Genomic DNA, 25,420 nt, shown 5'->3' on the forward strand with positions numbered 1-25,420 from the left:
AACGAGCGGGAATTTAACTCTGCCAGCGCCGGGAGTATGCTCACAAACCACACCACTAAAACTGAATATAACCTCATGACTGACTTAACGGCTGAATCGCATGTCGCCACGGCAGGGAGCGAGCCAACGGGCGAAACGTTGTTTATCCGTCAGGCTGCGGACGTTGCAACGCTGGTCAACAACAGTACCCAGGCGCGTAGCAATGCGCATATCGTGATCGCGATTGCGCTGGGTGGCGTGTTTCTGGACGCCTACGATCTGGGCGCGCTGGCGTTTGGCATGAAGGACGTAACCAAAGAGTTTGGCCTGACGCCTGCGGGCGCAGGCATGGTGGCTTCCGCTATTGCCTTTGGCGCTATCGTCGGCGCGCTGATTGGCGGCTATCTCACCGATAAAATTGGCCGCTACCGCGTGTTTATGGCCGATATGTTTTTCTTTGTGGTGGCCGCGCTGGCCTGCGCTTTTGCGCCAAACGAATACGTACTGGCGGGCGCGCGTTTTGTGATGGGGCTGGGCGTGGGCATCGATCTGCCGGTAGCGATGGCTTTTTTAGCGGAGTTCTCAAAGCTGAAAGGACGAGGCAACAAGGCGGCCAGCATTGCCATGTGGTGCCCTACCTGGTATGCCGCTATTTCTGTCTCTTATCTGCTGGTGCTGTTTTTTTACTCGGTGCTACCGGAAGCACAGGCGGGCTGGCTGTGGCGGATTATCCTGGGCTTTGGCGCGGTACCCGCGCTGCTGATTATCGCCGTTCGCAGCCGCTATATGAGCGAATCGCCCGTCTGGGCCGCTAACCAGGGCGATTTGCATGGTGCGGCCGCTATTTTACGGCGCTCTTACGGCATCAATGCACAGGTGGCGAAAGAAGCCGATCTGACGCCCGCCGTGCCGGTTCGTCGCGCCAGCTGGCGCAACTATGGCGAACTGTTTAAGGGCATTTACCTGCGTCGTACGCTGCTCGCTACCGTTACCGCCGTCGCTTCGGCTTTCGCCTATAACGCCGTTGCGTTTGGATTGCCGGTGATCCTCTCCAGCTTTCTGGCGCAGTCGATGCTGACCACCATCCTGGTCTCGCTGGCGCTGAATCTGCTGTTCGCCTTTGTTGGCGGGCTGCTGGCGGTACGTTTAGTGCCGCGTCTGGGCGCCTGGCGGATGACGGTAGCTGGCTACGGCTGCCAGTTTGTGGCGCTGCTCGGCCTGGCGCTGGTAGGCAGGCCGGACGACGGCACGCAGGCGGCGGTGTCTGTCGCCATGCTGGCGCTGTTTCTGCTGGGCCAGGGCTTTGGGCCAGGCTCGCATACCATGACTTTTGCCTCGCTTAGCTATCCAACCTCGCTACGCGGCGTGGGCGTGGGTATGAACCAGACGCTGATGCGCGGCAGCTCTACCCTGTCGCTGTTTCTGTTTCCGCTGCTGTCGGCGGCGCTGGGTACTAACGTATTCTGGGTTATCGGCCTTGCGCCGCTGGCGGGCCTGCTGGCGCTGCTGCTGGTACGCTGGGAGCCGTCAGGCTACGACGTGGACGCCGAGGATTTTACGGCTGAACCGCCAGCGCGGCCGCAGTAAAGCGGGCAAATTCGGCGGGGATGCGGGCAAAGGTATGCAGAAACCACGGCGTAAAACGCTCGGGGTGCGCCGCCATTTCCTGCTGAATTTCCGGCAGCGAAGCGTAGCGCCAGTCGTCTGCTTCTTCCGGATTAGGCTGCGGCAGCTCATCGCTCAGGGTAAACAGGACGTGACCATATTCATGTTCGATCAGGCCATTTGCCAGCGGCAGGTAATAGCTCAGCTCAAACATGGGCTGTAGCCTCAGCGATAACCCCATTTCTTCATTGAGGCGTCGCTCGGCCGCGTGTCGCGTCGACTCTTCCGGGTAAGGATGGCCGCAGGTGGTATTGCTCCACAGCCCGCCGCAGTGGTATTTACCGCTGGCGCGCCGTTGCAGCAGCAGCTGATGGTGGGAGTTAAACACGTAAACGGTGACCGCGCGATGCAGCAATCCTTTCTGATGAACCTCAAGCTTTTCCATTCGACCGATGGCGCGATCCTGGTCGTCGACCAGGATAACTTCGATTGCAGACATGCACACCTCTTAAGAATTATCTCAGATAATTGTGGCATATCTTTGGCGGCCGTGGCTGGGTAAAATCGTGCGAAAGTATGACGGCTTAGCCAGCCGGCGGATCCACCAGCTCGGGCCGCGCCCGGAAGACAGGATTACACCCCGCCTCGGTTAAGCGTTCCACTAATTGCAGGCCGCCTTGTGGTTCCTGTTCGACGAATTCCTGCTCGGCGGCCGTCACCGGCGTGGCCCATAACAGCGTCACTTTTTCTCCTTCGCGCGGCGGCAGTGTGAAACTGTCGCCCAGCGAGGCCGAAAGCAAAAAGCCTTCAAAACCTATCGGCGCGACGGCGGAAGAGAGCGTGTGCCCTTCGCCCAGCCAGCTGAGGCGCGCCCAGGGAAAATGCGCAAAGCTTGCCAGCGCGCTGGCCATCTGCACCGCGTTCTCTTCGCTCATCACCTCGCCGTCGATCGCCATCGCCAGCTCGATACGGCGATGATCGGCAGCGTCTTTATCCTTATAGAGGAAATCGATCCACGGCATGGGCCGGATGCTCATACCCAGCGTCAGAAAATACCAGTTGCCCTGATGATAGTGCTGCGAGATGGCCATTGGCGGCCAGCTGCCCTGGTCGATAGCGTAGTACTTTAGCGACTCACCATATTGCGCCTCGTAGCAGCGCAGCATTTCTCGCTGAATGCCTTCCCACGGCTGGGCATCCTGCCAGTCGCGCCAGAAAAGACGATCTTTCTCCGCCCGCGCGTACCAGCTGTTGGTAGAGGCGGAACCCAGCGGCGCGGTCAGCCGGTTCTCTTTGATGCAGCCAGCGGAAAAGCTGACCTGTTTATCCTGATACAGGCTCCAGCCGGGAATAACCGCCAGCAGCTGCCCCTGATACCAGAGCGCCGCACCGTCATCGCCGGGCGTCCAGATAACCTGCAGGCCTGCCGGATGCAATATCGGCTCCGCTTCCAGCGTGCGGCAGTATTCGGCGCTGAGCAGCGGCGGAATGCCCTGCGCCATCGCCTCGCTGTCTTCCTGCGCGGGCGCAGGCAGCAGGTTTCTCAGCCAACAGCCGCGCACGGCAAACTGGCCGCGAAACGGCTCGGCCGGACGAATGTAAAAATAGGCGGTGCGCTCATCCTGCTCAACCGTGGCAATAAGGGTTTGTTGCTGATTAAAGACTTCAGCCAGCCGGTACGTCTGTGTCATAGCGCCTCGACAAGGGTTCAGGGTCATCCCTTTTCCCGGAATTTCCCGGAGAATAGAGCAGGATGCCCGTGCGCGCCATGTCACAACAAGGGTAATAATCTCAAAATAGGCCCGAAAGGGCATGTTGTACAAACCAGTTTTTGGTTGCCGTTCAATCGATTAACCAAGGATACGTAGACGCTGTATTTGTTGAATCACCCATATTAAGAGCAGCTGATCCTCTTTTAACCGAGGAAACATGTGCTGCGTTACACATGCTAATCGGGAAACATTTTTATCATTAATCTCTGACATATCAGGATGTTGCAATACGCGAGCCAGATTGTAACTTAGTTCGAAAAGTCGGGACATCGCTTTATCATTGGTCGCGAAGAAAATGCGTGTTGATGTTATTTCTTTACGCCAGGCTTCTTGTACCTGCGCGCACATGCTCCAGAAAAGAAAAAGCGCGGAAAAGTCAGAGCGAATATTATAAAGTGTAACAGGATTAATGCTACCATTACTAAATAACGAAGCTGCTTTCAATACTGTCCCTACTTCTCCTTTTCTTTTAGTTTTTGAATCGCCAAGCAGATCGCTTAATAAGGCTAAAACCAAGAAGGGATTGATTCCGCTTAGCCTTTTTTTTATATCCAGACGTAATTCGTAATTATCAAAAATATAATCAAGTCGATTCTCGATTGACTGACCGCTTAATGCCAGGTAACCTTCCAGGTAGGAATGCTCTTCCGTTAAATAGCGAAGCATAGAGGGAATTATTTTTTCATACAGTACAGCACTATCATCCGTCACGTGCGCATCGCCAAACTTTTTTCGAAGCTCGCTTTGATATTTATGAAACTGCTGATGAAGTTCCTCTATAGTCGGCACGCGAGAAGCATTAGCTTCCCATATAGCGTAAAGTGCTGAAAATCTGATATTATCGAGAGGTTCTTTTTTTGGGAAATCCTCAATCTTTAGTCGACCTACGATATTTCGGTCGAGAAAAATAATACTGTCACACTTATAGTCATCTTTTATTTGTAGAAACTCACCTAGTGTGGAAATGAAACCAGGCATAAAAATTTTTATTTGATTGATATCCATTGCTGCTAATTATTCCTGTTAGCCACTAAAGAATTCTTCCCATGCGCTGCATGGCACGATAATAGCCGCCGCGACGCACGCACCAGCGCAGCCCGGCCGCCAGCCATTTCATCCGCTGCCGGATTAGCGCCCTGCGCCAGCCGGGAAAGCGAAAGCCAAACTGCTGCTGGGTCCATTCGGGCAAAAGCTCAATGCCCGCCATCATCATAGTGCGCATGGCCGGACGCGCCTGCCAGCTCGGCGCGGGCATGGTCAGCAGCACGGCGAGCACCGCTCTGGTACGTTCGTCACAGCGCAGCTGCGGCCGCATCGCCGTCAGATAAGCCTCAACTTCCTGTACCGTTTTCGGCACCTGTTTCGCACCCAGCGCTTCGGCCACCACGGCGGCTTCCGCATAATAGCGATCCTGATCCTCGCGGCTGAGCTGCGGATTTTTATAGCGCAAATGGGCAGCCAGAAAGCGGCTGGTTTCCGCCACGTGTACCCAGGTCAGCAGCGCCGGATCGCTGGCGGCATAGGGGTTGCCCTGGCCATCAACGCCCGTTACCCGCAGATGGATCCGTTTTACGCGCTCAATTAACGTATGGGCGTCCGCCGTGTTGCCAAAGGTGGTCACGGCGATAAACTGGCTGGTGCGCCGCAGTCTGCCTGACATATCCTCGCGAAAGGTTGAATGATCCCAGACGCCTGCCAGCGCCTGCGGATGCAGCATCTGCATCAGCAGCGCGGAGATGCCGCCGCACAGCATCGACGAGAAATCGCCGTGCACCTGCCAGATAACGCTGTCCGGCCCGTAAAGACCGGGATCGCCAGGCGGCTGGCTGAGGTCGAAGTCGTTCATCGCCAGCCCGTTCAGGCGAAAGACCTGCTGCTGGATCCTGTCTCTGAGTGAAAGCATAATTCCCCGCTGACAAAAAGGCCGAAAGCGCCTTCCGACCTGCTTTTTACCGCTCTTGCGTCAGTTTATCAGTTTCTGACGGCCGCAGGCGCCGCCATGAATAAACTTAATTCCGCACGCAATAACCTTTATGCTTATCCGCTTTAACCCGCAGGGAAAAGGAAAAGCCATGAGTATCACTATCCGCCAGGCCCGTCCGGCAGACGCGCAAACCATTTACGCGATGATTTATGAACTGGCCGTTTATGAAAAAGCGCCGGAAGAAGTTGTGACCACGCCGGAGGAAATTCGCGAGACGCTGTTTGGCGCAGAAAGCAAAACCGAAGCGCTGATTTGCGAAGTGGACGGCACCGCCGTCGGCTATGCGGTGTTTTTTACCAGCTACTCAACCTGGCTTGGCCGCAACGGCATTTATCTGGAAGATCTCTATATTTCGCCCGATGCGCGCGGCAACGGCGCGGGCAAAGCGCTGATTAAGCATATTGCGCAGCTGGCCGTGCAGCGCCGCTGCGGTCGTCTGGAGTGGAGCGTGCTGGACTGGAATCAGCCCGCTATCGACTTCTATTTAAGCATTGGCGCCGTGGCGCAAAGCGAATGGGTGCGTTATCGCCTGGACGGCGACGCGCTGCTGAAATTTGCCGAAGCAGGAAAGTGAAAAGGAGGCGAATATTCGCCTCCTGATGTCTACAGCCGGGCCTTCACGCCCGGTTTTTACAGGTAATTAAATTCCGCATCGCTGGTGTGAACAGAATCCAGCCCGATCATCACGCTGAATTTACCCGGTTCCGCCACCTGCTGCATTTTGGCGTTCCAGAATTTAAGCGCCTTCACGTCAACAGGGAAGGTCACGGTCTGCGACTCGCCCGCTTTCAGCATAATGCGCTTAAAGCCCTTCAGCTCCTTCACCGGGCGGCTAACGCTGGCGACCTGGTCACGCAGGTAAAGCTGCACCACGGTCGCGCCGTCAAGCTTGCCGGTGTTGGTCACCGTGACCGAAGCCGAAACCTGACCGTTACGCGGCATGGTTTTAGCCGAAAGCGTGACCGGCGATACCGTAAAGCTGGTATAGCTCAGCCCGTAGCCAAACGGATAAAGCGGGCCATTCTCTGCATCATAGTAATGCGAGGTATATTTGTTCGGCCTTGCCGGATCGTAAGGCCGCCCCGTGTTCAGGTGGTTGTAGTAGATTGGGATCTGCCCTACCGAACGAGGGAAAGACATCGGCAGCTTGCCGGACGGATTGTAATCGCCGAACAGCACGTCCGCGATGGCGTTGCCGCCTTCGGTGCCGCTGAACCAGGTTTCCAGCAGCGCATCCGCTTCGCGGCTCTCTTTAACGATAGCCAGCGGGCGCCCGTTCATCAGCACCAGCACCAGCGGCTTGCCGGTCGCCTTCAGCGCGCTAATCAGCGCCTGCTGCGAAGGCGGAATGGTGATATCGCTGCGGCTGGACGCTTCATGCGCCATGCCCTGCGCTTCGCCCACGACGGCAACCACCACATCCGCTTTTTTCGCCGTCTCTACCGCTTCGTCCAACAGCTGCTGCGGGGTGCGCGCATCTACCGTGACCGCTTTTTCATAGAGGTTCAGAAAGTCCTGGATGCCCTTGTTGTCGCTGACGTTAGCGCCTTTGGCGTAAAGCAGCGTGGCTTTGCCTGCGGTAGCGTTTTTAATGCCTTGCATGACGGTAACGGACTGCGAGGCGACGCCTGCCGCCGACCAGCTGCCCATAATATCGCGCTGGCTGTCGGCCAGCGGGCCGATCAGCGCAATAGTGCCCGCTTTTTTCAGCGGCAGCGTGTCATTGCGGTTTTTCAGCAACACGATGCTTTTGCGAGCGACATCACGCGCTTCCGGCCGGTGTAAGCGGCTTTCGGCATTGGTGTCTTTGGGATCGCTCTCCGCCGGGCCAAGATGACTGTAGGGATCGTTAAACAGTCCCATATCATATTTGACGTTAAGCACGTGGCGCGTGGCATCGTCGATATCCGCCATGCTGACCGCGCCGCTTTTTACCAGGTTCGGCAGATACTTACTGTAGTATTCGTCGCTCATGCTCATATTCACGCCGGACTGGATGGCGACACGTACGGCATCCTGCGGATCGCTGGCCACGCCGTGCTTCATCAGCTCTTTGATCGCGCCGTGATCGCTGATGGTGATGCCTTTGAACTTCCAGTCATCCCGCAGCAAATCTTTCAGCAGCCAGCTATTGGAAGTGGCAGGCACGCCGTTGATTGAATTCAGTGAGACCATCACGCCGCCGCTGCCCGCGTCCAGCGCCGCTTTGTAAGGCGGCAGATAGTCCTGCGCCAGCCGCTGCGGGCTCATATCCACCGTGTTGTAATCGCGACCGCCCTCTACCGCACCATAGGCGGCGAAGTGCTTCACGCTGGTCATCACCGAATAGCGATCCGCCGGGCTTTTGCCCTGCATGGATTCCACCAGCATGCGGCCCATCTCCGAGGTCAGCCAGGTATCCTCGCCGAACCCTTCCGATACCCTGCCCCAGCGCGGTTCGCGCGTGACGTCCACCATCGGCGCCCAGGTCATGTTCAGGCCGTCGTCCGCCGCTTCATAAGCCGACACGCGCCCCACGGTTGCGATAGCATCCAGATCCCAGCTTGCCGCCAGCGCCAGCGGAATAGGGAAAACGGTACGCTGACCGTGTACCACGTCATAGGCAAAGAACAGCGGAATTTTCAGGCGGCTGAGCTGCATCGCCTGATCCTGCATCGCGCGGATATCGTGGCGCGTGACGGTATTAAAGATCGCGCCGACCTGCTCTTGCTTGATCATTTCCCGGATAGCCTCTTTCGGGTTATCCGGGCCGACGCTGATTAACCGGAGCTGGCCGATTTTTTCATCCAGCGTCATTTTCTGCAGGAGGTTGCTCACAAAGGCATCGCGAGCTTCGGGCGTCAGCGGGTGCTGCCCGTGGTTATCGTCGGCAAAGGCAGGCTGTAGCGCCAGCGCAACGGCGAAGCTAACAGAACAAATCCATTTCATCAGGGTAGTTTCTCTCAGGTAAACGACAGAAAATCGTGCGGCGAGTGTGCCATAAGTTGAGGATAGCAGGTAGTTTTCAAGCCGGTTGAGCCTGCTTTAGTTCAGCGGTGCTAAAGTTAGGGCGTGCGATAAAAAAGGACACAAGGATATGAACAGACCCTCATCAACCGGCAGCAGGCTGGTTTCGGAACTGGGCCGCATCGTCGGCCGCGCCCACTTGCTGACCGATCCGCAAAAAACCGAACGCTACCGCAAAGGCTTCCGCTCTGGCGAAGGCGAAGCGCTGGCCGTGGTGTTTCCCGGCACGCTGCTGGAACAGTGGCGCATTTTACAGGCCTGCGTGGCGGCAGACGTCATCGTGCTGATGCAGGCGGCCAATACCGGCCTTACCGAAGGCTCGACGCCAAACGGCAACGATTACGATCGCGACATCGTGATTGTCAGCACCCGCCGGATGGATAAAATTCAGCTGCTGGATGACGGCAAACAGGTGCTGGCGTTTCCCGGCAGCACGCTTTATCAGCTGGAAAAAATCCTTAAGCCGCTGGGGCGCGAACCGCATTCGGTGATTGGCTCCTCCTGCATTGGCGCGTCGGTGCTGGGCGGCATCTGCAACAACTCCGGCGGTTCGCTGATTAAGCGCGGCCCGGCCTACAGCGAAATGGCGCTCTATGCGCAAAAAGATGCCAGCGGCAGGCTGGTGCTGGTAAACCATCTTGGTATTGAGCTGGGCAGCACGCCGGAGCAAATTCTCAGCCGGCTTGATGATGAAACCTGGCGGCCTGAAGATGTGCGCTACGACAGGCGACACGCGTCGGATCACGACTACGCGGAACGCGTGCGCGAAGTCGAGGCGGATACGCCCTCCCGCTTTAACGCCGATGCGCGGCGGCTGTTTGAGGCTTCCGGCTGTGCGGGCAAGCTGGCCGTCTTCGCCGTGCGGCTGGATACCTTCACCAGCGAAAAAGCCCAGCAGGTTTTTTATATCGGCACCAATCAGCCTGCCGTGCTGGACGAGCTGCGCCGCTATATCCTGCAACACTTTAACGAACTGCCGGTGGCAGGCGAATATCTGCACCGCGATATGTTTGATATTGCCGAAACTTACGGTAAAGACACCTTTGTGATGATCGATAAACTCGGCACCGATAAAATGCCGCTGTTTTTCGCGCTGAAAGGCCATACCGACGCGCTGCTGAAGCGCTTCTCGTTTATTAAGCCCAACCTTACCGACCGCGTGATGCAAAAAATCAGCGGCCTGCTGCCTTCACACCTTCCCGCCAGGCTGAAAGCTTACCGCGATCGTTTCGAGCATCATCTGATGTTGAAAATGGCCGGGCCGGGCGTGGAGGAAGCGCGCCAGTACCTGAAAGATTATTTTCAGCAGGCGGACGGCGACTATTTTGAGTGCACGCCGGAAGAAGGCGGCAAGGCCTTTCTGCATCGCTTTGCCGCAGCGGGCGCGGCCGTTCGCTATCATGCAGTGCATCAGCAGGAAGTGGAGGATATTCTGGCGCTGGATATTGCCCTGCGCCGTAACGATCGCGACTGGTTTGAAAAGCTGCCGCCGGAATTTGACGACGCGCTGGTGCATCGTCTCTATTACGGCCACTTTTTCTGCCACGTCTTCCATCAGGATTACATCGTGAAAAAGGGCGTTGACGCGCATGCCCTGAAGGAGAAGATGTTGCAGATCCTCAGCGAGCGCGGCGCGGAATATCCTGCCGAACATAACGTAGGCCATCTTTACCAGGCCAAACCGCAGCTGAAAGCTTTTTATCAGCAGCTCGATCCCACCAACAGTTTTAACCCCGGCATCGGCAAAACCACCCGGGCGAAAAACTGGGCGGAGTGTGGCTGTACAGGGAAAGCGGAACGCTAAGCCAGATAGCGGCATGACCGATAGTCATGCCGCCTCAGACTGCTGACAAAGATAAAGAATACGTGCGAACCGGACTTTTTGCAGCGAAACCGCAGCCCCGCAGCAGCAGAGGCTGAGCGGATAAGCGGACCGTTTTGGCGCATGGACGCGCCAAACGAGCCTGGAGGGACGTGCGCGTCCGTGTTCCGATCTGCCTCTGCTGCTTTTCACCGGCCCGAACGCGACCTGGTGACAGCATATGAGTTTGTCAGTAATCTCCTGCGGCATATGCCGCCTGGCGTTTACGCCTCGCCGTCCTGCACCACCACTTTCTGACCGTTACGCTGCTCGACGATCATCGTCTGCGGCGTGGAAAGCACGATGCCTTCTTTGCGCAGCCGCGTCAGAATATCAAACAGCAGATCGCTCTTCGCGCCGGAAACCTGGCGCGGACTGGTGACGTTGCCGGTCACCGACAGCACAATGCCGGCCGGGGTAAGATCCTTAAAGGTGACGGAAGGCTCCGGCGTATCCAGAATGCGCTCGTTATCGACATAAACGTCCAGCAGCAGCTGGCGCACCTTGACCGGATCGATATCCAGCGGGAACGTCAGCGTAATGGTCGCCACGCCCTGCGCGTTACCCATTGTCGCGTTACGCACGTTCTGCGAGATAAACTGCGAGTTCGGCACGATCACCGTGGATTTATCGCCCAGCTGGATCTCGGTGGCGCGCACGTTAATACGACGGATATCCCCTTCAATGCCGCTGATACTGACCAGATCGCCCACTTTTACCGGCCGTTCGGTCAGCAGGATCAGACCAGAGATAAAGTTTTTAACGATTTCCTGCAGGCCGAAACCGATACCGACCGACAGGGCGCTGACGATCCAGGCCAGCTTGTTCCATTGCAGCCCCATCACCGACAGCGCCAGCAGGATCACCAACACATAGCCCAGGTTACTGAACAGCGTAATCAGCGACACCCGCATCCCGGTGTCCATAGTGGTTTTCGGCAGGAAATCCTGATCCAGCCAGCGGCGAGCCGAACGCAGCACGTAGATGCCGACAATCAGGCACAGCAGCGCGTTCAGCACGTGCGCCGGCACGATGTTCAGCGACTCCAGCCCTTTGCCGCCCCAGAACTCAATGGCTTTTTGCACCAGCTCAATCGGCGTGGCGCTGCTGAATGTGCCGTTCAGCAAGGCTATCGCGGCGATCAGCACCAGCACGGTTTTACCCAGCGCGCCCAGCAGCGCAGCGACCTGGGAAAGGTGGCGCTCGTCGATATTCAGCGAGCGCTGAATGCCTTTGCCGGTGGCGTTGCTGGTAGAAAACAGCGATTCGCTGGCGTCGGCCACCAGGTGGCTGAGAATATAAAACGAGCCGCAGACGATCCCCGCCCAAACCAGCTCGTAGCTCAGAAAGCGCGCCAGCGTGACGTAGCCGATCACCAGCGCCACCATAATCGCCACGCCGGTCAGCGTGATCGCCATCTGGATCAGGCCAACCAGCGTCGATTTGGCTTCCGGCTGCGCGCCTTCCAGCGCCAGTTTGCGGCGCACGCGATTGGTGCGGAAACTGATAGAGAGCGCCGCCGCGCCGATCAGCAGCGCGGTGATGCCGTTTGCCATCACCGTGGTGGCGACGCTGGTATTGGCGCTGCTGTTAAGGTTTTCCAGCGCCTGAAACACAAACACCAGTCCCGCCATCAGCGGCGGGAAGGGTTTTAACGCCAGCGCTACTTCGTTGGAAATCGTCGGCAGACGCCAGGAAGGCCGACGCGTGGAGAGAAACGCCCGGCCCAGGCCCGCAATCAGACCGCAGAAGATGCTCAGGCCGACCAGCTTATCGGCAAAGGCGCGCACGTCGTCCGTCACGTCAGGATGACGGGTAAAGGCCAGGTTGAGGAAGTTAAAGGCCAGCACCACGGCGGCCAGCGTGGTCAGCGCAATCGCGGCGGCAAGAAAACTGCGGCGCAAACGTCCTTCCGGCAGACGGTGGATACCCACCCACGCCAGAAACTCTTCCATATAGCGGCGTCCGAACGTCGCCACCAGGCCCGCTAACACTATCCACACCACCGTGCCCATGCGCCAGTCCGGCTGCCAGGCCAGCACCGCCGTATCGGCCAGCTCGTCAAGAAAGCCTTTCACTTTCTCATTGTCGTTGCTCTGGCTGTTGTACAGCGGCGACCAGAAGCGCGGCCCGAAAATACTGCCCGCGTTCAGGGCCAGCTGGGTCTTTAACGCATCGCGGCGCAGGCTGACGATCTGCGTAGACAGGTTGGTCGCGCCGCTTTTAATCGCTTCCGCCTGGCTAATCTGATCGTCGATTTTTGCCTTCTGGTTTTGCAGATTTTTACGCTTGCTGGTGACTTCCGAAGTCTCTTTAACACCGCTTTCCGGCTTCGGCGGCGGGCCGAGCACGTCAAGCTGGGCCTGAAGCTGAGCACGCTGCGGCGTAATGGCCTGCACCAGCGTGTCGGCGTCGCCGGACAGCTCCTGCGCCATCTCGTTCAGCGCGCTAAGCTTGCTGTCGTTGGTTTCGCCGGAAACCTGCTGTTTGATTTTATCCAGCACCTTCTGCATTTTAGGCAGCTCGACGGCGGCGTTGAGTTTGGCCGGCGCCTCGGCGGTTTGCTGGCTGGCATCATCGTCAGCGGCCCAGCTCAGCGCGGGCGAAAACGCGATCAGCGCAAACAGACAGGCGCGTAAAAAAGTCACTATGGTAGACATGAAAAGTTCCAGATATCAGACAATCGGACGGGCAAACGCGCGCTATTTTAGGGGTTTGCCCGCCTGAAAACCAGCAGATGCTTAACTATTCAGTAACGTCGCCGTTACCGCCATTGCTGACCATTTCCGCCGCGCGCTGCTTTTTATAGCTCAGGGCGGCGGCGGGAACCGGCGAAACTTTCCCCGTTTCCAGCCAGCTGCGTAGACGATTAGCGTCGGCAAAGTGGGTATATTTTCCAAAAGCGTCCAGTACCACCAGCGCCACCGGACGCTGTTTGATGACGGTGCGCATTACCAGGCAGTGGCCCGCCTGATTGGTGAAGCCGGTTTTGGTCAACTGGATATTCCAGTCCGGCCGGTAAACCAGATGGTTAGTGTTGCGGAACGGCAGCGTATAGGGTGGATTGGCGAAGGTCGCCATCTCTTCATGGGTGGTGCTCAGCTGCCCAAGCAGCGGATAGCGCTTGCTGGCGATCAGCAGCTTAGTGAGATCGCGCGCGGTCGACACGTTCTGAATCGACAGCCCGGTAGGCTCTACGTAACGGGTATGGGTCATGCCCAGCTCGCGCGCTTTCGCGTTCATCGCCCGGATAAAGGCGTCGTAGCCGCCGGGATAGTGATGCGCCAGGCTGGCGGCCGCCCGGTTTTCCGAGGACATCAGCGCCAGCAGCATCATATCTTTGCGGCTGATTTCACTGTTTAAACGCACGCGGGAAAAGACGCCGCGCATTTCCGGCGTATGGCTGATATCCACTTTCAGCATCTCGTTCATCGGCAGATGCGCATCGAGCGCCACCATCACCGTCATCAGCTTGGTGATAGAGGCCATCGGCCGCACCAGATCGGGATGGCTTTCGTAGATCACTTTATTCGTATTGAGATCGACAATCATCGCGCTGCCGGAGGCAATCTGCGGTTGCGCCAGCGAGACCTCGTGCGGGCTGGCAGCGGCCTGATGCACAGCAACCTGTCCGGAAAAAAGCAGGGCCAAACTTAAAAGAGACAAGCGAATTTTTGCAGGCATTATTGAAAACTTAATCGGGTAGTGATTCAGGTATGGCCAGGCCATACGCCGCCGCCGCACAATGCACGCCACGCGGGGGCTGGCGGCGTCATCATACGATGGTGACTCATCTTTTTCCTAAGGGATATTCGTATCCGGGCGTAACGAATCCGCCGTCGGTGACCCGACGGCGGCGACAGTCAGAACAGGCGATAGCCGTAGCCCCAAAGAACCACGGTCATGGCCAGCAGCACTTCAAAGACCAGCACGCCAATCGCCAGCGTCGAGCCGGAAAAGCGCAGGCTTTCTTCCCGGTCGATATTCAGAAACATAGGGATGCCGAGGTACAGCAGATAGCCGGTATAGGCCAGCGCCAGCGCGCCGACAAAAACGCAAAGCCAGACCAGCGGATAAAGCGCGACCAGCCCGCTGATAAACAGCGGCGTAGCGACATAGCCCGCAAAAACGGTACAGCGTTGCAGGCTGGGACGTTGCGGATAGTTCCGCGCCATCCAGTGGATCACCCGGCCCATCACCGCAACGCCGCCTAAAATCAGGCCATAAAACAGAATGGCGAGGGCGAAAGCAGTCATCAGTGACAGCTGAACGGTACGCTGCGCGCCAAAGTCCCAACCTAATCGGGTGGTGCCGATAAACGCACAAATCACCGGGATCAGCGCCATCAATAAAACGTGATGGGTATAGTGATGCGAAACGGTTTCGTTTTCTTGCCGGATATCGCGCATTTCACGGTCAGGATGCGCAAGAAGTCCCCAGACATGGTTCATATCTTCACTCCTTTAGCTTTGAGAGGCCGCAGCGGACTGGCGGGTCAGGATAAAGTATAAACGATCGTAAACTGTTTATTTTTTAAACGCCGCGTCCGCAGGCTAAGCGGTTCTGTTTGTTACGAAAAAAAGTGCGCTTTACGGCAACTTTTGTCCCGCTTTGGCCATCAACGTTTAGACTAAGAGTCTTTTAGCGCATTAACCGCAGGAGCAAAGGCAAATGGATATCAATCAACTGATCACGCAGTACGGTTACGTGGCGCTGTTTTTAGGCTGTATTGCCGAAGGGGAAACCTTCACGCTGCTGGGCGGCGTGGCGGCGCATGAAGGCCTGCTGCACTACGGTCTGGTGGTGCTGGTGGCGATGGCGGGCGGCATTCTGGGCGATACCGCGCTCTTTTTCCTCGGCCGTTACTACGGCGCAAATATCCTTAAAAAATTTACAAAACATCAGAAGCAGATCAAAAAAGCCAACTCGTTAATCCGTAAGCGGCCGGTACTGTTTGTGATCGGCGTACGCTTTATGTACGGCCTGAGAATTGTCGGCCCGATTATCATCGGTTCCAGCCGCCTGAAGCCACAAAAATTTATGCTGCTGAACGTGATTGGCGCGGTGCTGTGGGCGCTGATTTTCGTTTCGCTGGGCTATATCGGCGGCCAGGTTATCGCGCCGTGGCTGCATACGCTGGATCGCCACCTCAAGCAGATTTTCTGGGTGGTGCTGATTGTGGCACTGGTCTGGGGAGTAAGGATTTGGTTTAAGCGCCGCGCGGCGCACCAGACGGATGAAGAGTAACGCTGACAGATAAAGGGCGAGGTCGCCCTTTGTCATCGGCTACTTCTGAATATAGAACTGCGGGTTCGCCAGCGTAAAGCCGCCGTCTATCACAAAAGACTGCCCGGTAGTGTAGCTGGCCCATTCGGAACAGAGCCAGGCGACCATGCTGGCTATTTCACGCGGATCGCCCGGTCGGCCTGCCGGGATCTCCGGAATAGAAACGTTACGGGCATCATCATCGCTCATGTCGTTCATCGGCGTGGCGATCGCGCCGGGCGCTACCGAATTTACCAGAATGTTATGCGGCATCAGGCTCAGCGCCATCGATTTGGTCAGGCCGCCCAGCGCATGTTTGGCAGCGGTGTAGGCCGTCGAATCCGGCAGCGGCGTGTGCTCGTGTACAGAGGTAATATTGACAATCCTGCCGCCCTCGCCCTGTTCAACCATATGGCGCGCGGCAATTTGCCCACAGATAAAAGCGCCGTCCACGTCCACGGTAAAGACTTTCCGCCACGAATCAAACGAGGTTTCCAGAAAAGGAGATTTATCGTTGGTGCCGGCGTTATTGACCAGGGCGTCAATGCGGCCGAGTTTACTGATTAACGCCTCCAGCGCCTTGCCGCCCTCCTGCGGATCCGCCAGGTCAAGATGCTGAATTTCCGCTCTCCTGCCCAGTGCACGCACCCGTTCCGCCGTATCCTGCGCGCCCTTTTCATCCGAGCGCCAGGTAATGCCGATATCGTACCCCTGCTCCGCTAACATAATCGCGCTGGCCTTGCCTATCCCGGAATCGGAAGCGGTAACAACGGCAACTTTCTGCTCTGCTTTACTCATGGGTTTCTCCTCGGTCGCTGTAAAAAAGCTAAGTATAGATGAGGGAGATTCAGCGGCATTTACACTTGCTTGCGCTTCCTGACGCCCGTCCCGCCGGACGCTGGCTATAGTTAAAAAACAACCGGCTACCCGAGGAAGGGGCATGAGCAAGATAAAAAGAAAGATCGAGGATCATGGCGTTATCGGGGATTTACGCACCTGTGCTTTAGTCGCCAACGATGGCGCAATCGACTACTTTTGCTGGCCGGATCTGGACAGCCCGTCCGTGTTTACCGCGCTGCTGGACGGCGACGAAGCGGGCCTGTTCAGCATTGAGCCTGACTGGCCGGAGGCGCGCCGCCAGCAGCTTTATCTGCCTGATACCAATATTCTGCAAACCCGCTGGCTGGATCGCAAAGGCGTGGCGGAAATTACCGACTATATGCCGCTCTGCCAGCCGGAAGACCGGCAGCCACGCCTGATCCGACGGGTTAAGGTCATTCATGGCGAAGCAACGTTTACGCTGCGCTGCGCGCCGGTTCATGACTATGCCCGCGCGGAGACCACGGCCAGCCTGAGCGAGGGCGACGTACTCTTCAGCGCGGAGAACCAGCCCACGCTGCGGTTGAGCGGTAAAGCTGACTTCCAGCTGGCGCGCAACGCGGCAACTTCTACTTTTACCTTACAGGCTGGCGAACACCGCGAGTTCGTGCTGGGCTGCGCGGACGACGAGAAGGTGGATGAGGAAAAGACCGCCCTGTGTTTCCAGGATACGCTGCGTTTCTGGCGGGACTGGAGCGCGAAAAGCACCTATCGCGGCCGCTGGCAGGAAATGGTGACCCGTTCGGCGCTGACCCTGAAGCTGCTGACCTCGTGGAAGCACGGCTCGATCGCCGCCGCCGCCACCTTCGGCCTGCCGGAGGAGCTGGGCGGTGAACGCAACTGGGACTATCGTGCCTCGTGGCTGCGCGACGCCTCTTTCAGCATGTACGCGCTGATGCGGCTGGGCTACGTCGATGAAGCCCGCCACTTTACGCATTGGGTTGGGCGCTGCGTCGAAAACAGCCATCACGACGTGGAAAAACTTCAGGTAATGTATCGCATCGACAGCGGTACCGAGCTGCACGAAAGCGAGCTGCTTAATCTTTCCGGCTACGCGAACTCCACGCCGGTACGCATCGGCAACGACGCCTGGAATCAGACGCAGCTGGATATCTATGGCGAGCTGATGGACGCCGTTTACCTGGCTAATAAATATGGCGAGGCCATCTCCCATCGCGGCTGGCTACACGTCAGTAAAATGATCGATCACGTCGGCGAAAACTGGAACAAGCCCGATGCGGGGATTTGGGAAATGCGCGGTGAACCGGAGCATTTTCTGCATTCGCGCCTGATGTGCTGGGTGGCGCTGGATCGGGCGATACGGCTGGGCCAGAAGCGCTCGCTGTCGTTTCCCTATGAGCGCTGGCTACGCATCCGCGACGAGATCCGCGAAGATATCTGGACAAACTTCTGGAATGAAGAACAGGGCCATTTCGTTGCCACACGCCACGGCGACTTTGTTGACGCCTCAATGCTGCTGATGCCGCTGGTGAGGTTCGTCGGCGCGACCGATCCTGACTGGCTGGCGACGCTCGACGTCATTAAAGATAAGCTGGTCAGTGACGGCCTGGTTAAACGCTATAACCGAACCGAAACGCCGGCTGACGGGCTGGAAGGCACGGAAGGCTCCTTTACCGCCTGTTCGTTCTGGTACGTAGAGTGCCTTGCGCGCGCCGGGCGGGTTTACGAAGCCCATTTTGAATTTGAAAAACTGCTAAGCTATGCCAATCCGCTCGGGCTTTATGCCGAGGAGTTCGATCACCAGGGCTATGCGTTAGGCAATACGCCGCAGGCGCTCAGCCATCTGGCGCTGATCAGCGCGGCCTTTTTCCTGAACCGCAAGCTGAACGGCGACGATCCGCTATGGCAGCCCTGACGCGGCGTGCCGCAGAGAACGCTCTGCGGCTAAATTTACGTAAAGCTGGCCTTTGGCCGCAAATGCAGGTTTATTCCTGCTGAGTTATGACCATATAATGTGCAGCCGGTCACAGCCGACCTGCACAGGCTCCTTTATCCACAGTTTACATGGCGCAATACCTTGAAGAATATGAAAAAAAGCATCCGCGCGTTAGCCACTTTACTGCTGGCCGCCACCGCTTACAGCCAGTCTGCTTTTGCCGTGGTTTATAATCTGCCCGCCGCCAACAGCCGTCTTATTGGCGAAAACATTGAAATTACCGTGCCTCAGGACAGCAAACTGCCGCTGGAGGCGTTTGCCGCACAGTATCAGATGGGCCTGAGCAATATGCTCGAAGCCAATCCCGGCGTGGATGTCTATCTGCCGAAAGCAGGCTCAAAACTGATCGTGCCTCAGCAGCTGATCCTGCCCGACGCGCCGCGCGAAGGGGTGGTGATCAACAGCGCTGAAATGCGTCTTTATTACTATCCGAAAGGCGGTAAGACCGTGGTCGTGCTGCCGGTCGGCGTGGGCGAACTGGGTAAAGATACGCCGGTAAACTGGACGACAACGGTACAAAGCAAGAAAGACGGCCCAACCTGGACGCCGACGAAAAAGATGCATGAAGACGCCGCGGCGGCCGGTTCGCCGCTGCCGCCGATCTTCCCGGCCGGCCCGGATAACCCGATGGGCCTTTACGCGCTCTATATCGGCCGCCTGTACGCTATCCACGGCACCAACGCTAACTTTGGCATCGGCCTGCGCGTCAGCCACGGCTGCGTGCGTCTGCGTGCCGACGATATCAAATGGCTGTTCGACAACGTGCCTGTCGGTACGCGCGTACAGTTTATCGACCAGCCGGTGAAGGCGAGCGTGGAGCCGGACGGCACCCGCTATATCGAGGTGCACAACCCGCTGTCGCAGACCGAAGAGCAGTTCAACTCTCGCGAGCCGGTACCGCTGACGCTGACCGCCGCCGTGAATAAAGTGGTTGGCGACGCCAGCGTGGACAGCGCAAGCCTCGAAGCCGCGCTGAAAGCCCGTACCGGCATGCCGACCAAGGTCAACGGTGCGTCCGGCAACGGCTATGCGGCCCCGATCCCTGTTCAGGAGAACAACAGTGCGCAGCCAACAGAGCAGCCAACCACGCCAGTTACGCCGCAGGGCGCTAACGTGGGCGGCGAGGCGGCTCCGGCGGCTACGGTAGACGGCCAGCCCGCGACCGTAGACGGTCAGGCCACCGGCGAAGGCGCAACCGACGCGCCGCAGGCACCGGCGGCAGGCGACAACGGCTTTGTCGTGCCGGCGCAGCCTGGCCCGGTTTACGATAAGACCACCAAACCGGCAGCGAAAGTCGCGGTGCCAGCGCAGTCGTAACCGAACTCGCTCACTCACCAGCAAAAACGGGCCTTATGGCCCGTTTTTTATTGCACGCCGTGGGCTTTCTGACCGTTCTCTCCCGCAACTTTCATTTTTTTCTCAACCTGTTCTGTGATCGTTTTCAATAATTACTACATTCCTGCCAGAGATTATTTTTTAAACGGCTACGTTTTAAAAACGCAACGACATCCCATTAAAACAATAATGGCCAGCAAGACTTATCTTTCACCTCTGGAAGGCAAAAATGGCGAAAAAAAGTAATGCTCAGGATATTGATAAACTGATCGAACTGGTGGGCGGAAAAGAAAATATAGCAACGGTGAGCCATTGTATTACGAGGCTCAGATTTGTGCTTAACGATCCGGCGAAAGCCAGGCCCAAAGAGATTGAAACGCTGCCGATGGTGAAAGGCTGTTTTACCAATGCCGGTCAGTTTCAGGTGGTTATCGGCACGGATGTCGATGACTGGTATCAGGTATTGCTCAAACAAACACAGCTTAGCGGCACCGATAAAGAAAGCGCCAAGCGGGTCGCCAGGCAGAATATGAAATGGCACGAAAGCCTGATCTCGCACTTTGCCGAAATCTTTTTCCCGCTGCTGCCGGCGCTTATCAGCGGAGGGTTAATATTAGGCTTCCGTAATCTGATTGGGGATTTACCGCTTTATAACGATGCTCCGCTTACCGCCGCGTCGGTAGTATGGAAAAGCGTTTACGATTTCTTGTGGTTAATTGGCGAGGCGATCTTCTTTTATATTCCGGTAGGCCTGTGCTGGTCTGTGGTTAAAAAAATGGGCGGTACCCCGATTTTAGGGATCGTGCTGGGGATCACCCTGGTTTCGCCGCAGCTGATGAATGCTTACCTGTTAGGCCAGCAGGTGCCTGAGTCGTGGAATTTTGGCTGGTTTACTATCGATAAGGTCGGCTATCAGTCTCAGGTTATCCCTTCAATTCTGGCTGGCCTGACGCTGGCATGGATTGAGCTTAAGCTGAAGCGTATCGTGCCGGATTATTTAACGCTGGTGGTGGTGCCGGTGGTATCGCTGCTGATCGCGGTGTTTCTGGCGCATACCCTTATTGGGCCTTTTGGCCGCATTGTCGGTAACGGTATCGCCTGGGGCGTAAGCCACCTGATGACCGGGCCTTTTGCCCCCGTCGGCTCCGCGCTGTTTGGCTTTTTGTATGCCCCGCTGGTTATCACCGGCGTGCATCAGACCACGCTGGCGGTAGATTTACAGCTGATCCAGAATCTTGGCGGCACACCGGTCTGGCCCATTATCGCCCTGTCGAACATGGCGCAGGGGTCAGCGGTGCTCGGCATCATCTTTATGAGCAAAAAAGTGAACGAGCGTGAAATCTCCGTACCAGCGGCTATCTCCGCTTATCTGGGCGTAACCGAACCGGCCATGTACGGGATCAACATGAAATACCGTTTTCCCATGCTGTGCGGCATGGTGGGATCGGCCTGCGCCGGTCTTATCTGCGGGCTTTCCGGCGTGATGGCGAACGGGATTGGCGTTGGCGGGCTGCCGGCTATTTTGTCGGTTAAAACGCAATATTGGGCCGTGTTTGGCATGGCGATGGTCGTCGCTATTGTTATTCCGCTGCTGCTTACGATGGCGATTTACAAACGCAAACAGGCCGCCGGCAAGCTGCTGGTAGTCTGAGAAAAGGCCGCTAAAAATGACGGAGCGTTAGTCCGTCTGCGGCGAAGACCTCCGGGCGCTACCATTTCAGGCCCAGCCCGGTGGTAAAGTTACGCTCGTTGAGCGTATCGCGCGTGCCGCTGACCAGGTTATGGCCGTAGCTGACGTTCAGCGAAGACCAGCTGGTCAGCTGGTAACGCAGGCCGACTTCCGCATCCAGCGTAAAGATGTTGCCATCCAGCGAATGCCCCGCGTCGCCGTGGCTGAACAGCGCAATCTTTCTGCCCTCAAGAAAGCGCTGATAGTCCCAGCGCAGCGACGCGCCTAAATGGCTGTCATAACTGCCGTCGCTATAGCCATAGGTAAACGCGCCGCCCAGCAGGGCCAGCGAGAAAGAACCCAGCTCGTCATCCCAGAACTGATAGCCAGGACCGGTGCCCAGCAGCGCCTGTTCGGAAAGATCCTCCACCCAGTCGCGCTTGTAGCTGGCCCTGCCCTGCCAGAACAGCCGATCCTGAAACTTATAGTCCAGCGCGTAGCGCAGGCTGTAGTTTTCGGTGTTCATGCTGTCGTCTTCTTTTTCGCGCGTATAGGTGCCGCCGAAATCGTTACGCCATTTGCCCACGTTGACCTTGTTGTTGTAAGCGAAATGCGAGTCCTGAGTATGGGTAGAGGCTTTTTTCAGGCTGACGCCCACATCGATATTGCCGGTCCAGGTCAGCGCGTCGGTTTTAGGCTTAGGCTTCATAAATTCGTCGAACTTCGCAACCTGAACGCGCTGCTCGTCATCGCCGCGCCGCACCACAATATAGCCCCGATCGGCGGCTTCCAGCTGCGCTTTAAACACCGTATCGCCGCTGCGCAGATCTATCGCCTTTTCACTGGAAAGCGTGCTGACCGCCCCCCAGTCCAGCGAAAGCGTACCGCCGTAGCTGCTGTCCATCACCAGTTTGCCGTCGCTTAACGAACGGATGGTACCGCTGAGGCGATCGCCATTTTTCATCCAGACCGTATCGGCGCGGGCAGCCCCCGTCGCCAGCACGGGCAGTAATAGCAGGCCGGTAAGCCGCGGGCGAAATAAAGAATAAGACATAGGCGTGAACAGAATCCTCTGAAACGGTGGACGAGTGTCTTTATATCCTGGTTGATAACGCGGGCGCTAAGCACGGGAATATATCTGATAAATAAGGTGATTAACGTTATATGCTGCGTTAGTAGGCGTTATCAGACACTATTTCGGTCATCTTACTGTCATCAAGCCTGCGTACATCTTCAGACAGGTGTCTCTTTTTCGCTGACGGCTGAGAGGATTTATGAGCGACAATAGCGCAGTACCGCACTATCCGGCGGCCAGCAGTCGCCCCGTTTTCCAAAAGAACAGTCGGCTCTCCGTGCTGCTGTTTATTCTGCTGCTGGTGCTGGGCATCGCCTTCGCCGGCGTGAACCTCTTTCGTGACGTCAGCGACGCGGGCGGCGCCAGCACCAGCTACGTTCCCTATCTGCTGCTCGGCATGGCGCTGCTGATTGCGCTGGGCTTTGAGTTCGTCAACGGCTTTCACGATACGGCCAACGCCGTGGCGACGGTGATCTATACCCACTCGCTGACGCCAACCGTGGCGGTGATTTGGTCGGGATTTTTTAACTTCCTGGGCGTGCTGCTTTCCAGCGGCGTGGTCGCCTTCGGCATTATTTCGCTGCTGCCCGTGGAGCTGATTTTACAGGCGAGCAGCGGCGGCGGCTTCGCGATGGTTTATGCGCTGCTGTTTTCCGCTATTCTCTGGAACCTGGGCACCTGGTGGTTTGGCCTGCCCGCCTCCTCTTCCCATACGCTTATCGGCTCTATTATCGGCGTCGGCGTGGCGAACGCGCTGATCCACGGCCGTACCGGCACCAGCGGCGTGGACTGGGATCAGGCGCTGAAAGTGGGCTATGCGCTGCTGCTGTCGCCGGTAGTGGGCTTTGTCTGCGCGGGCCTGCTGCTGCTGGTGATGAAGCGCGTGGTGAAAAATCGTCGCCTGTATAGCGCGCCGCAGGGCAACCGCAAGCCGCCGGTGTGGATACGCGGGCTGCTGATTTTAACCTGTACCGGCGTCTCTTTCGCGCACGGTTCCAACGACGGTCAGAAAGGCATGGGGCTGATAATGCTGATCCTGGTCGGCACCATGCCGATGGCCTACGCGCTGAACCGTTCTATCCCTGCTGAACAAAGCCCGCGCGTGGCGGCGCTGGCTACCGTGACGCAACAGGAGCTGCTGCGCCAGTCGTCCGGCGTGCCGATGCCCGCTTCGCCCTACGACGTGCTGACGGCCTACGTGCGCACCACCACGCTGACGCCGCAGGTTCTTCCCGCGCTGGCGCAGCTAACCGGCGCTATTGGCGATCAGATCCGACAATACGGCACCGTGGATAAGATCCCGGCGCAGGCCGTTTCTAATACCCGCAATACTATGTATCTGGCTTCGGAAACCATCAAGCATCTGAAGAGCGAACCGCAGTTCAGGCTGCCCGCGCAGACGCAGCGGGATCTGGATGCGCTGAAGGCAGAGCTGGATAACGCCACGCGCTTTATTCCCTGGTGGGTGAAGGTGGTGGTCGCTATCGCGCTGGGTCTGGGGACGATGGTGGGCTGGCGCAGGATCGTGGTAACGGTGGGTGAAAAAATCGGCAAAACGCACCTGAGTTACGCCCAGGGCGCCAGCGCGGAGCTGGTGGCAATGGCGACTATCGGCGCCGCAGATGGTTTTGGCCTGCCGGTTTCCACCACGCACGTGCTCTCTTCCGGCGTGGCGGGCACCATGGCCGCTAACCGTTCCGGGCTACAGCTTGCCACGCTGCGCAACCTGGCCATGGCCTGGATATTAACGCTGCCGGTGTCGATCCTGCTTTCCGCCTCGCTTTACTGGCTTTTTACCCGCTTTTAACCGCCGCTTCAGGCTGCATCACCTTGATGCAGCCTTAGTTTTCTACCGCTGCGCCCGCCCGCAGGCGTAGCCGCATTATTACCACCAGCGCAAACGCCACCACCACAGCCGCTGCCAGATAAACGGTATCAATGCTCCAGCGCCCTATCAGCAGTCCCGCCACCGGCCCGGTGATGCCCAGGCCAAAATCCAGAAAGGCAGAATAGAGGCCGAGCGCCGATCCCTGGTTTTGCGGCGCCACCTGCCTGATAGCCTCCACGCCCAGCGCCGGAAAGATCAGCGAAAAGCCGGAGCCGGTCAGAAACGCGCCGATATCCACCACCAGCGACGAGTGCGCCTGCCAGATAATCAGCAGGCCAACGCACTCGATAGCGAAAGAGCAGGCGGAAACGCGCAGGCCGCCAAACCGGCTGATAAAGTTGCTGAATACCAGACGCATCGCCACAAAACCCGCGCTGAACAGCGTCAGCGAAAAGGCCGCGCCGCGCCAGCCGTGGCTGGCAAAATAGAGCGTGATAAAGGTGGCGATAACGCCGAAGCCGATGGTGCCCAACCCCAGACAGAGTCCGTACGGCCAGATACGGGAAAACACCTGGTTAAACGGAATGCGCTGGCCTGTAGTGACCACCACCGCCGGACGGCGAGACGCCAGCCAGAAACCAAAAACCGCCATCAGCACAATCAATCCGGCAAAACCAGGGATGCCGAAGGCGGCGTTAAGCATCACGCCCAGCGGCGCGCCCATCGCCATCGCCAGATAGGTCGCCACGCCGTTCCAGGAGATTACCCGCGCGCTTTGCGTGGTGCCGACAATATTAATGCCCCAGAGAATGGAGCCGGTGGCGGTCAGGCTTTCGCCCAGCCCTAACATAACGCGCCCGATAGCCAATAAAATCAGGCTGGTTAGCGGCGTGCTAAACATCACCGCCAGGATGCTGAACAAACCGCTGGCGCCGCACAGCACCAGGCCCATCAGCACCACTTTTTTCGGGCCGAGCAGATCGGCATAGCGCCCGGCCTGTGGACGGCTGATCAGGGTAGCGAAGTATTGCAGGCTGATAATTAAGCCAGCGATAAAGGTGCTGTAGCCCAACTGGTTATGCACGTAGCCAGGCAGAACCGCCAGCGGCAGACCGATAGAGAGGTAGCAAAAGAAGGTGAAAATCACCACGGAAATAATGCGCTTGTTGAGCTGAGCGCTGGATAAGGCTGGGATCGCAGACATG

At 57.5% G+C, this 25,420-nt stretch carries 19 protein-coding genes; 8 read left to right on the top strand and 11 right to left on the bottom strand.

Annotation, left to right across the window (positions count from 1 at the left end):
* The first annotated feature begins 75 nt into the window (after positions 1–75).
* Positions 76–1,566: an MFS transporter gene (locus QCD69_RS05425; protein ID WP_301251270.1), complete on the top strand. Its 1,491-nt coding sequence runs from the start codon at positions 76–78 to the stop codon at positions 1,564–1,566.
* On the opposite strand, the gene idi is transcribed toward QCD69_RS05425, so the two are convergent.
* The 4 genes from idi to QCD69_RS05445 all read right to left on the bottom strand — a co-directional run bounded on the left by idi (position 1,535) and on the right by QCD69_RS05445 (position 5,259).
* The gene (idi, locus tag QCD69_RS05430) at positions 1,535–2,083 is read right to left on the bottom strand and encodes an isopentenyl-diphosphate Delta-isomerase (RefSeq protein ID WP_301251272.1); all 549 of its coding nucleotides are present in this window, start codon (positions 2,081–2,083) and stop codon (positions 1,535–1,537) included. The two genes, QCD69_RS05425 and idi, sit on opposite strands and share 32 nt — an antisense overlap.
* 85 nt (positions 2,084–2,168) lie before the next feature.
* Entirely contained in the window at positions 2,169–3,275 is a 1,107-nt protein-coding gene (locus QCD69_RS05435) for a suppressor of fused domain protein (protein ID WP_301251273.1), read from the bottom strand.
* 159 nt (positions 3,276–3,434) lie between these two features.
* Positions 3,435–4,361, bottom strand: coding sequence for a hypothetical protein (locus QCD69_RS05440; protein ID WP_301251274.1), 927 nt, complete (start codon positions 4,359–4,361; stop codon positions 3,435–3,437).
* 25 nt (positions 4,362–4,386) lie between these two features.
* Positions 4,387–5,259, bottom strand: coding sequence for an oxygenase MpaB family protein (locus QCD69_RS05445; protein WP_301251276.1), 873 nt, complete (start codon positions 5,257–5,259; stop codon positions 4,387–4,389).
* Positions 5,260–5,428: 169 nt separating this feature from the next.
* Here QCD69_RS05445 and QCD69_RS05450 point away from each other — a divergent pair, with 169 nt between their 5' ends.
* Positions 5,429–5,914 carry a GNAT family N-acetyltransferase gene (locus tag QCD69_RS05450; RefSeq protein WP_253454807.1) on the top strand — a complete coding sequence of 162 codons (486 nt, stop codon included), beginning with the start codon at positions 5,429–5,431 and terminating at the stop codon, positions 5,912–5,914.
* A 56-nt stretch (positions 5,915–5,970) separates the two neighbouring features.
* Here QCD69_RS05450 and bglX read toward each other — a convergent pair whose 3' ends face one another.
* Positions 5,971–8,268 carry a beta-glucosidase BglX gene (gene bglX, locus QCD69_RS05455; RefSeq protein WP_253454808.1) on the bottom strand — a complete coding sequence of 766 codons (2,298 nt, stop codon included), beginning with the start codon at positions 8,266–8,268 and terminating at the stop codon, positions 5,971–5,973.
* Positions 8,269–8,416: 148 nt separating this feature from the next.
* On the opposite strand from bglX, the gene dld reads away from it, so the two are divergent.
* Complete coding sequence (gene dld / locus QCD69_RS05460; protein WP_301251279.1) at positions 8,417–10,150, top strand: D-lactate dehydrogenase; 1,734 nt, start codon at positions 8,417–8,419, stop codon at positions 10,148–10,150.
* A gap of 281 nt (positions 10,151–10,431) precedes the next feature.
* On the opposite strand, the gene QCD69_RS05465 is transcribed toward dld, so the two are convergent.
* The 3 genes from QCD69_RS05465 to QCD69_RS05475 all read right to left on the bottom strand — a co-directional run bounded on the left by QCD69_RS05465 (position 10,432) and on the right by QCD69_RS05475 (position 14,658).
* Complete coding sequence (locus QCD69_RS05465) at positions 10,432–12,867, bottom strand: DUF3772 domain-containing protein (RefSeq protein ID WP_301251280.1); 2,436 nt, start codon at positions 12,865–12,867, stop codon at positions 10,432–10,434.
* Positions 12,868–12,952: 85 nt separating this feature from the next.
* Positions 12,953–13,891 carry a D-alanyl-D-alanine endopeptidase gene (gene pbpG / locus QCD69_RS05470; RefSeq protein WP_253454811.1) on the bottom strand — a complete coding sequence of 313 codons (939 nt, stop codon included), beginning with the start codon at positions 13,889–13,891 and terminating at the stop codon, positions 12,953–12,955.
* A 179-nt stretch (positions 13,892–14,070) separates the two neighbouring features.
* Positions 14,071–14,658 (bottom strand): Yip1 family protein, encoded by a 588-nt coding sequence (locus tag QCD69_RS05475; RefSeq protein WP_125288822.1) that lies wholly within the window; start codon positions 14,656–14,658, stop codon positions 14,071–14,073.
* A 220-nt stretch (positions 14,659–14,878) separates the two neighbouring features.
* Here QCD69_RS05475 and QCD69_RS05480 point away from each other — a divergent pair, with 220 nt between their 5' ends.
* On the top strand, positions 14,879–15,454 hold the full coding sequence (locus QCD69_RS05480) for a DedA family protein (RefSeq protein ID WP_253454812.1): 576 nt from the start codon (positions 14,879–14,881) through the stop codon (positions 15,452–15,454).
* 39 nt (positions 15,455–15,493) lie between these two features.
* Here the strand turns inward: QCD69_RS05480 and QCD69_RS05485 are convergent, their stop codons facing one another.
* Positions 15,494–16,270, bottom strand: coding sequence for an SDR family oxidoreductase (locus QCD69_RS05485; RefSeq protein ID WP_253454813.1), 777 nt, complete (start codon positions 16,268–16,270; stop codon positions 15,494–15,496).
* A 142-nt stretch (positions 16,271–16,412) separates the two neighbouring features.
* On the opposite strand from QCD69_RS05485, the gene QCD69_RS05490 reads away from it, so the two are divergent.
* The 3 genes from QCD69_RS05490 to treB all read left to right on the top strand — a co-directional run bounded on the left by QCD69_RS05490 (position 16,413) and on the right by treB (position 21,294).
* Positions 16,413–18,227 carry a glycoside hydrolase family 15 protein gene (locus QCD69_RS05490; protein WP_253454814.1) on the top strand — a complete coding sequence of 605 codons (1,815 nt, stop codon included), beginning with the start codon at positions 16,413–16,415 and terminating at the stop codon, positions 18,225–18,227.
* A 171-nt stretch (positions 18,228–18,398) separates the two neighbouring features.
* Positions 18,399–19,625: a L,D-transpeptidase family protein gene (locus QCD69_RS05495; protein WP_253454815.1), complete on the top strand. Its 1,227-nt coding sequence runs from the start codon at positions 18,399–18,401 to the stop codon at positions 19,623–19,625.
* Positions 19,626–19,872: 247 nt separating this feature from the next.
* Positions 19,873–21,294 carry a PTS trehalose transporter subunit IIBC gene (treB, locus tag QCD69_RS05500; protein WP_253454816.1) on the top strand — a complete coding sequence of 474 codons (1,422 nt, stop codon included), beginning with the start codon at positions 19,873–19,875 and terminating at the stop codon, positions 21,292–21,294.
* Positions 21,295–21,352: 58 nt separating this feature from the next.
* Here the strand turns inward: treB and QCD69_RS05505 are convergent, their stop codons facing one another.
* The gene (locus QCD69_RS05505; RefSeq protein ID WP_301251281.1) at positions 21,353–22,366 is read right to left on the bottom strand and encodes a DUF481 domain-containing protein; all 1,014 of its coding nucleotides are present in this window, start codon (positions 22,364–22,366) and stop codon (positions 21,353–21,355) included.
* A gap of 220 nt (positions 22,367–22,586) precedes the next feature.
* Here QCD69_RS05505 and QCD69_RS05510 point away from each other — a divergent pair, with 220 nt between their 5' ends.
* Positions 22,587–24,194, top strand: a complete 1,608-nt coding sequence (locus QCD69_RS05510; RefSeq protein ID WP_253454818.1) for an inorganic phosphate transporter — start codon at positions 22,587–22,589, stop codon at positions 24,192–24,194.
* Between the two features lie 34 nt (positions 24,195–24,228).
* On the opposite strand, the gene QCD69_RS05515 is transcribed toward QCD69_RS05510, so the two are convergent.
* Positions 24,229–25,419 carry an MFS transporter gene (locus QCD69_RS05515; protein ID WP_301251282.1) on the bottom strand — a complete coding sequence of 397 codons (1,191 nt, stop codon included), beginning with the start codon at positions 25,417–25,419 and terminating at the stop codon, positions 24,229–24,231.
* Between the last annotated feature and the right edge of the window lies 1 nt (position 25,420).

This window comes from Erwinia sp. PsM31 (assembly GCF_030433775.1).
Taxonomy (GTDB): domain Bacteria; phylum Pseudomonadota; class Gammaproteobacteria; order Enterobacterales; family Enterobacteriaceae; genus Erwinia; species Erwinia aeris.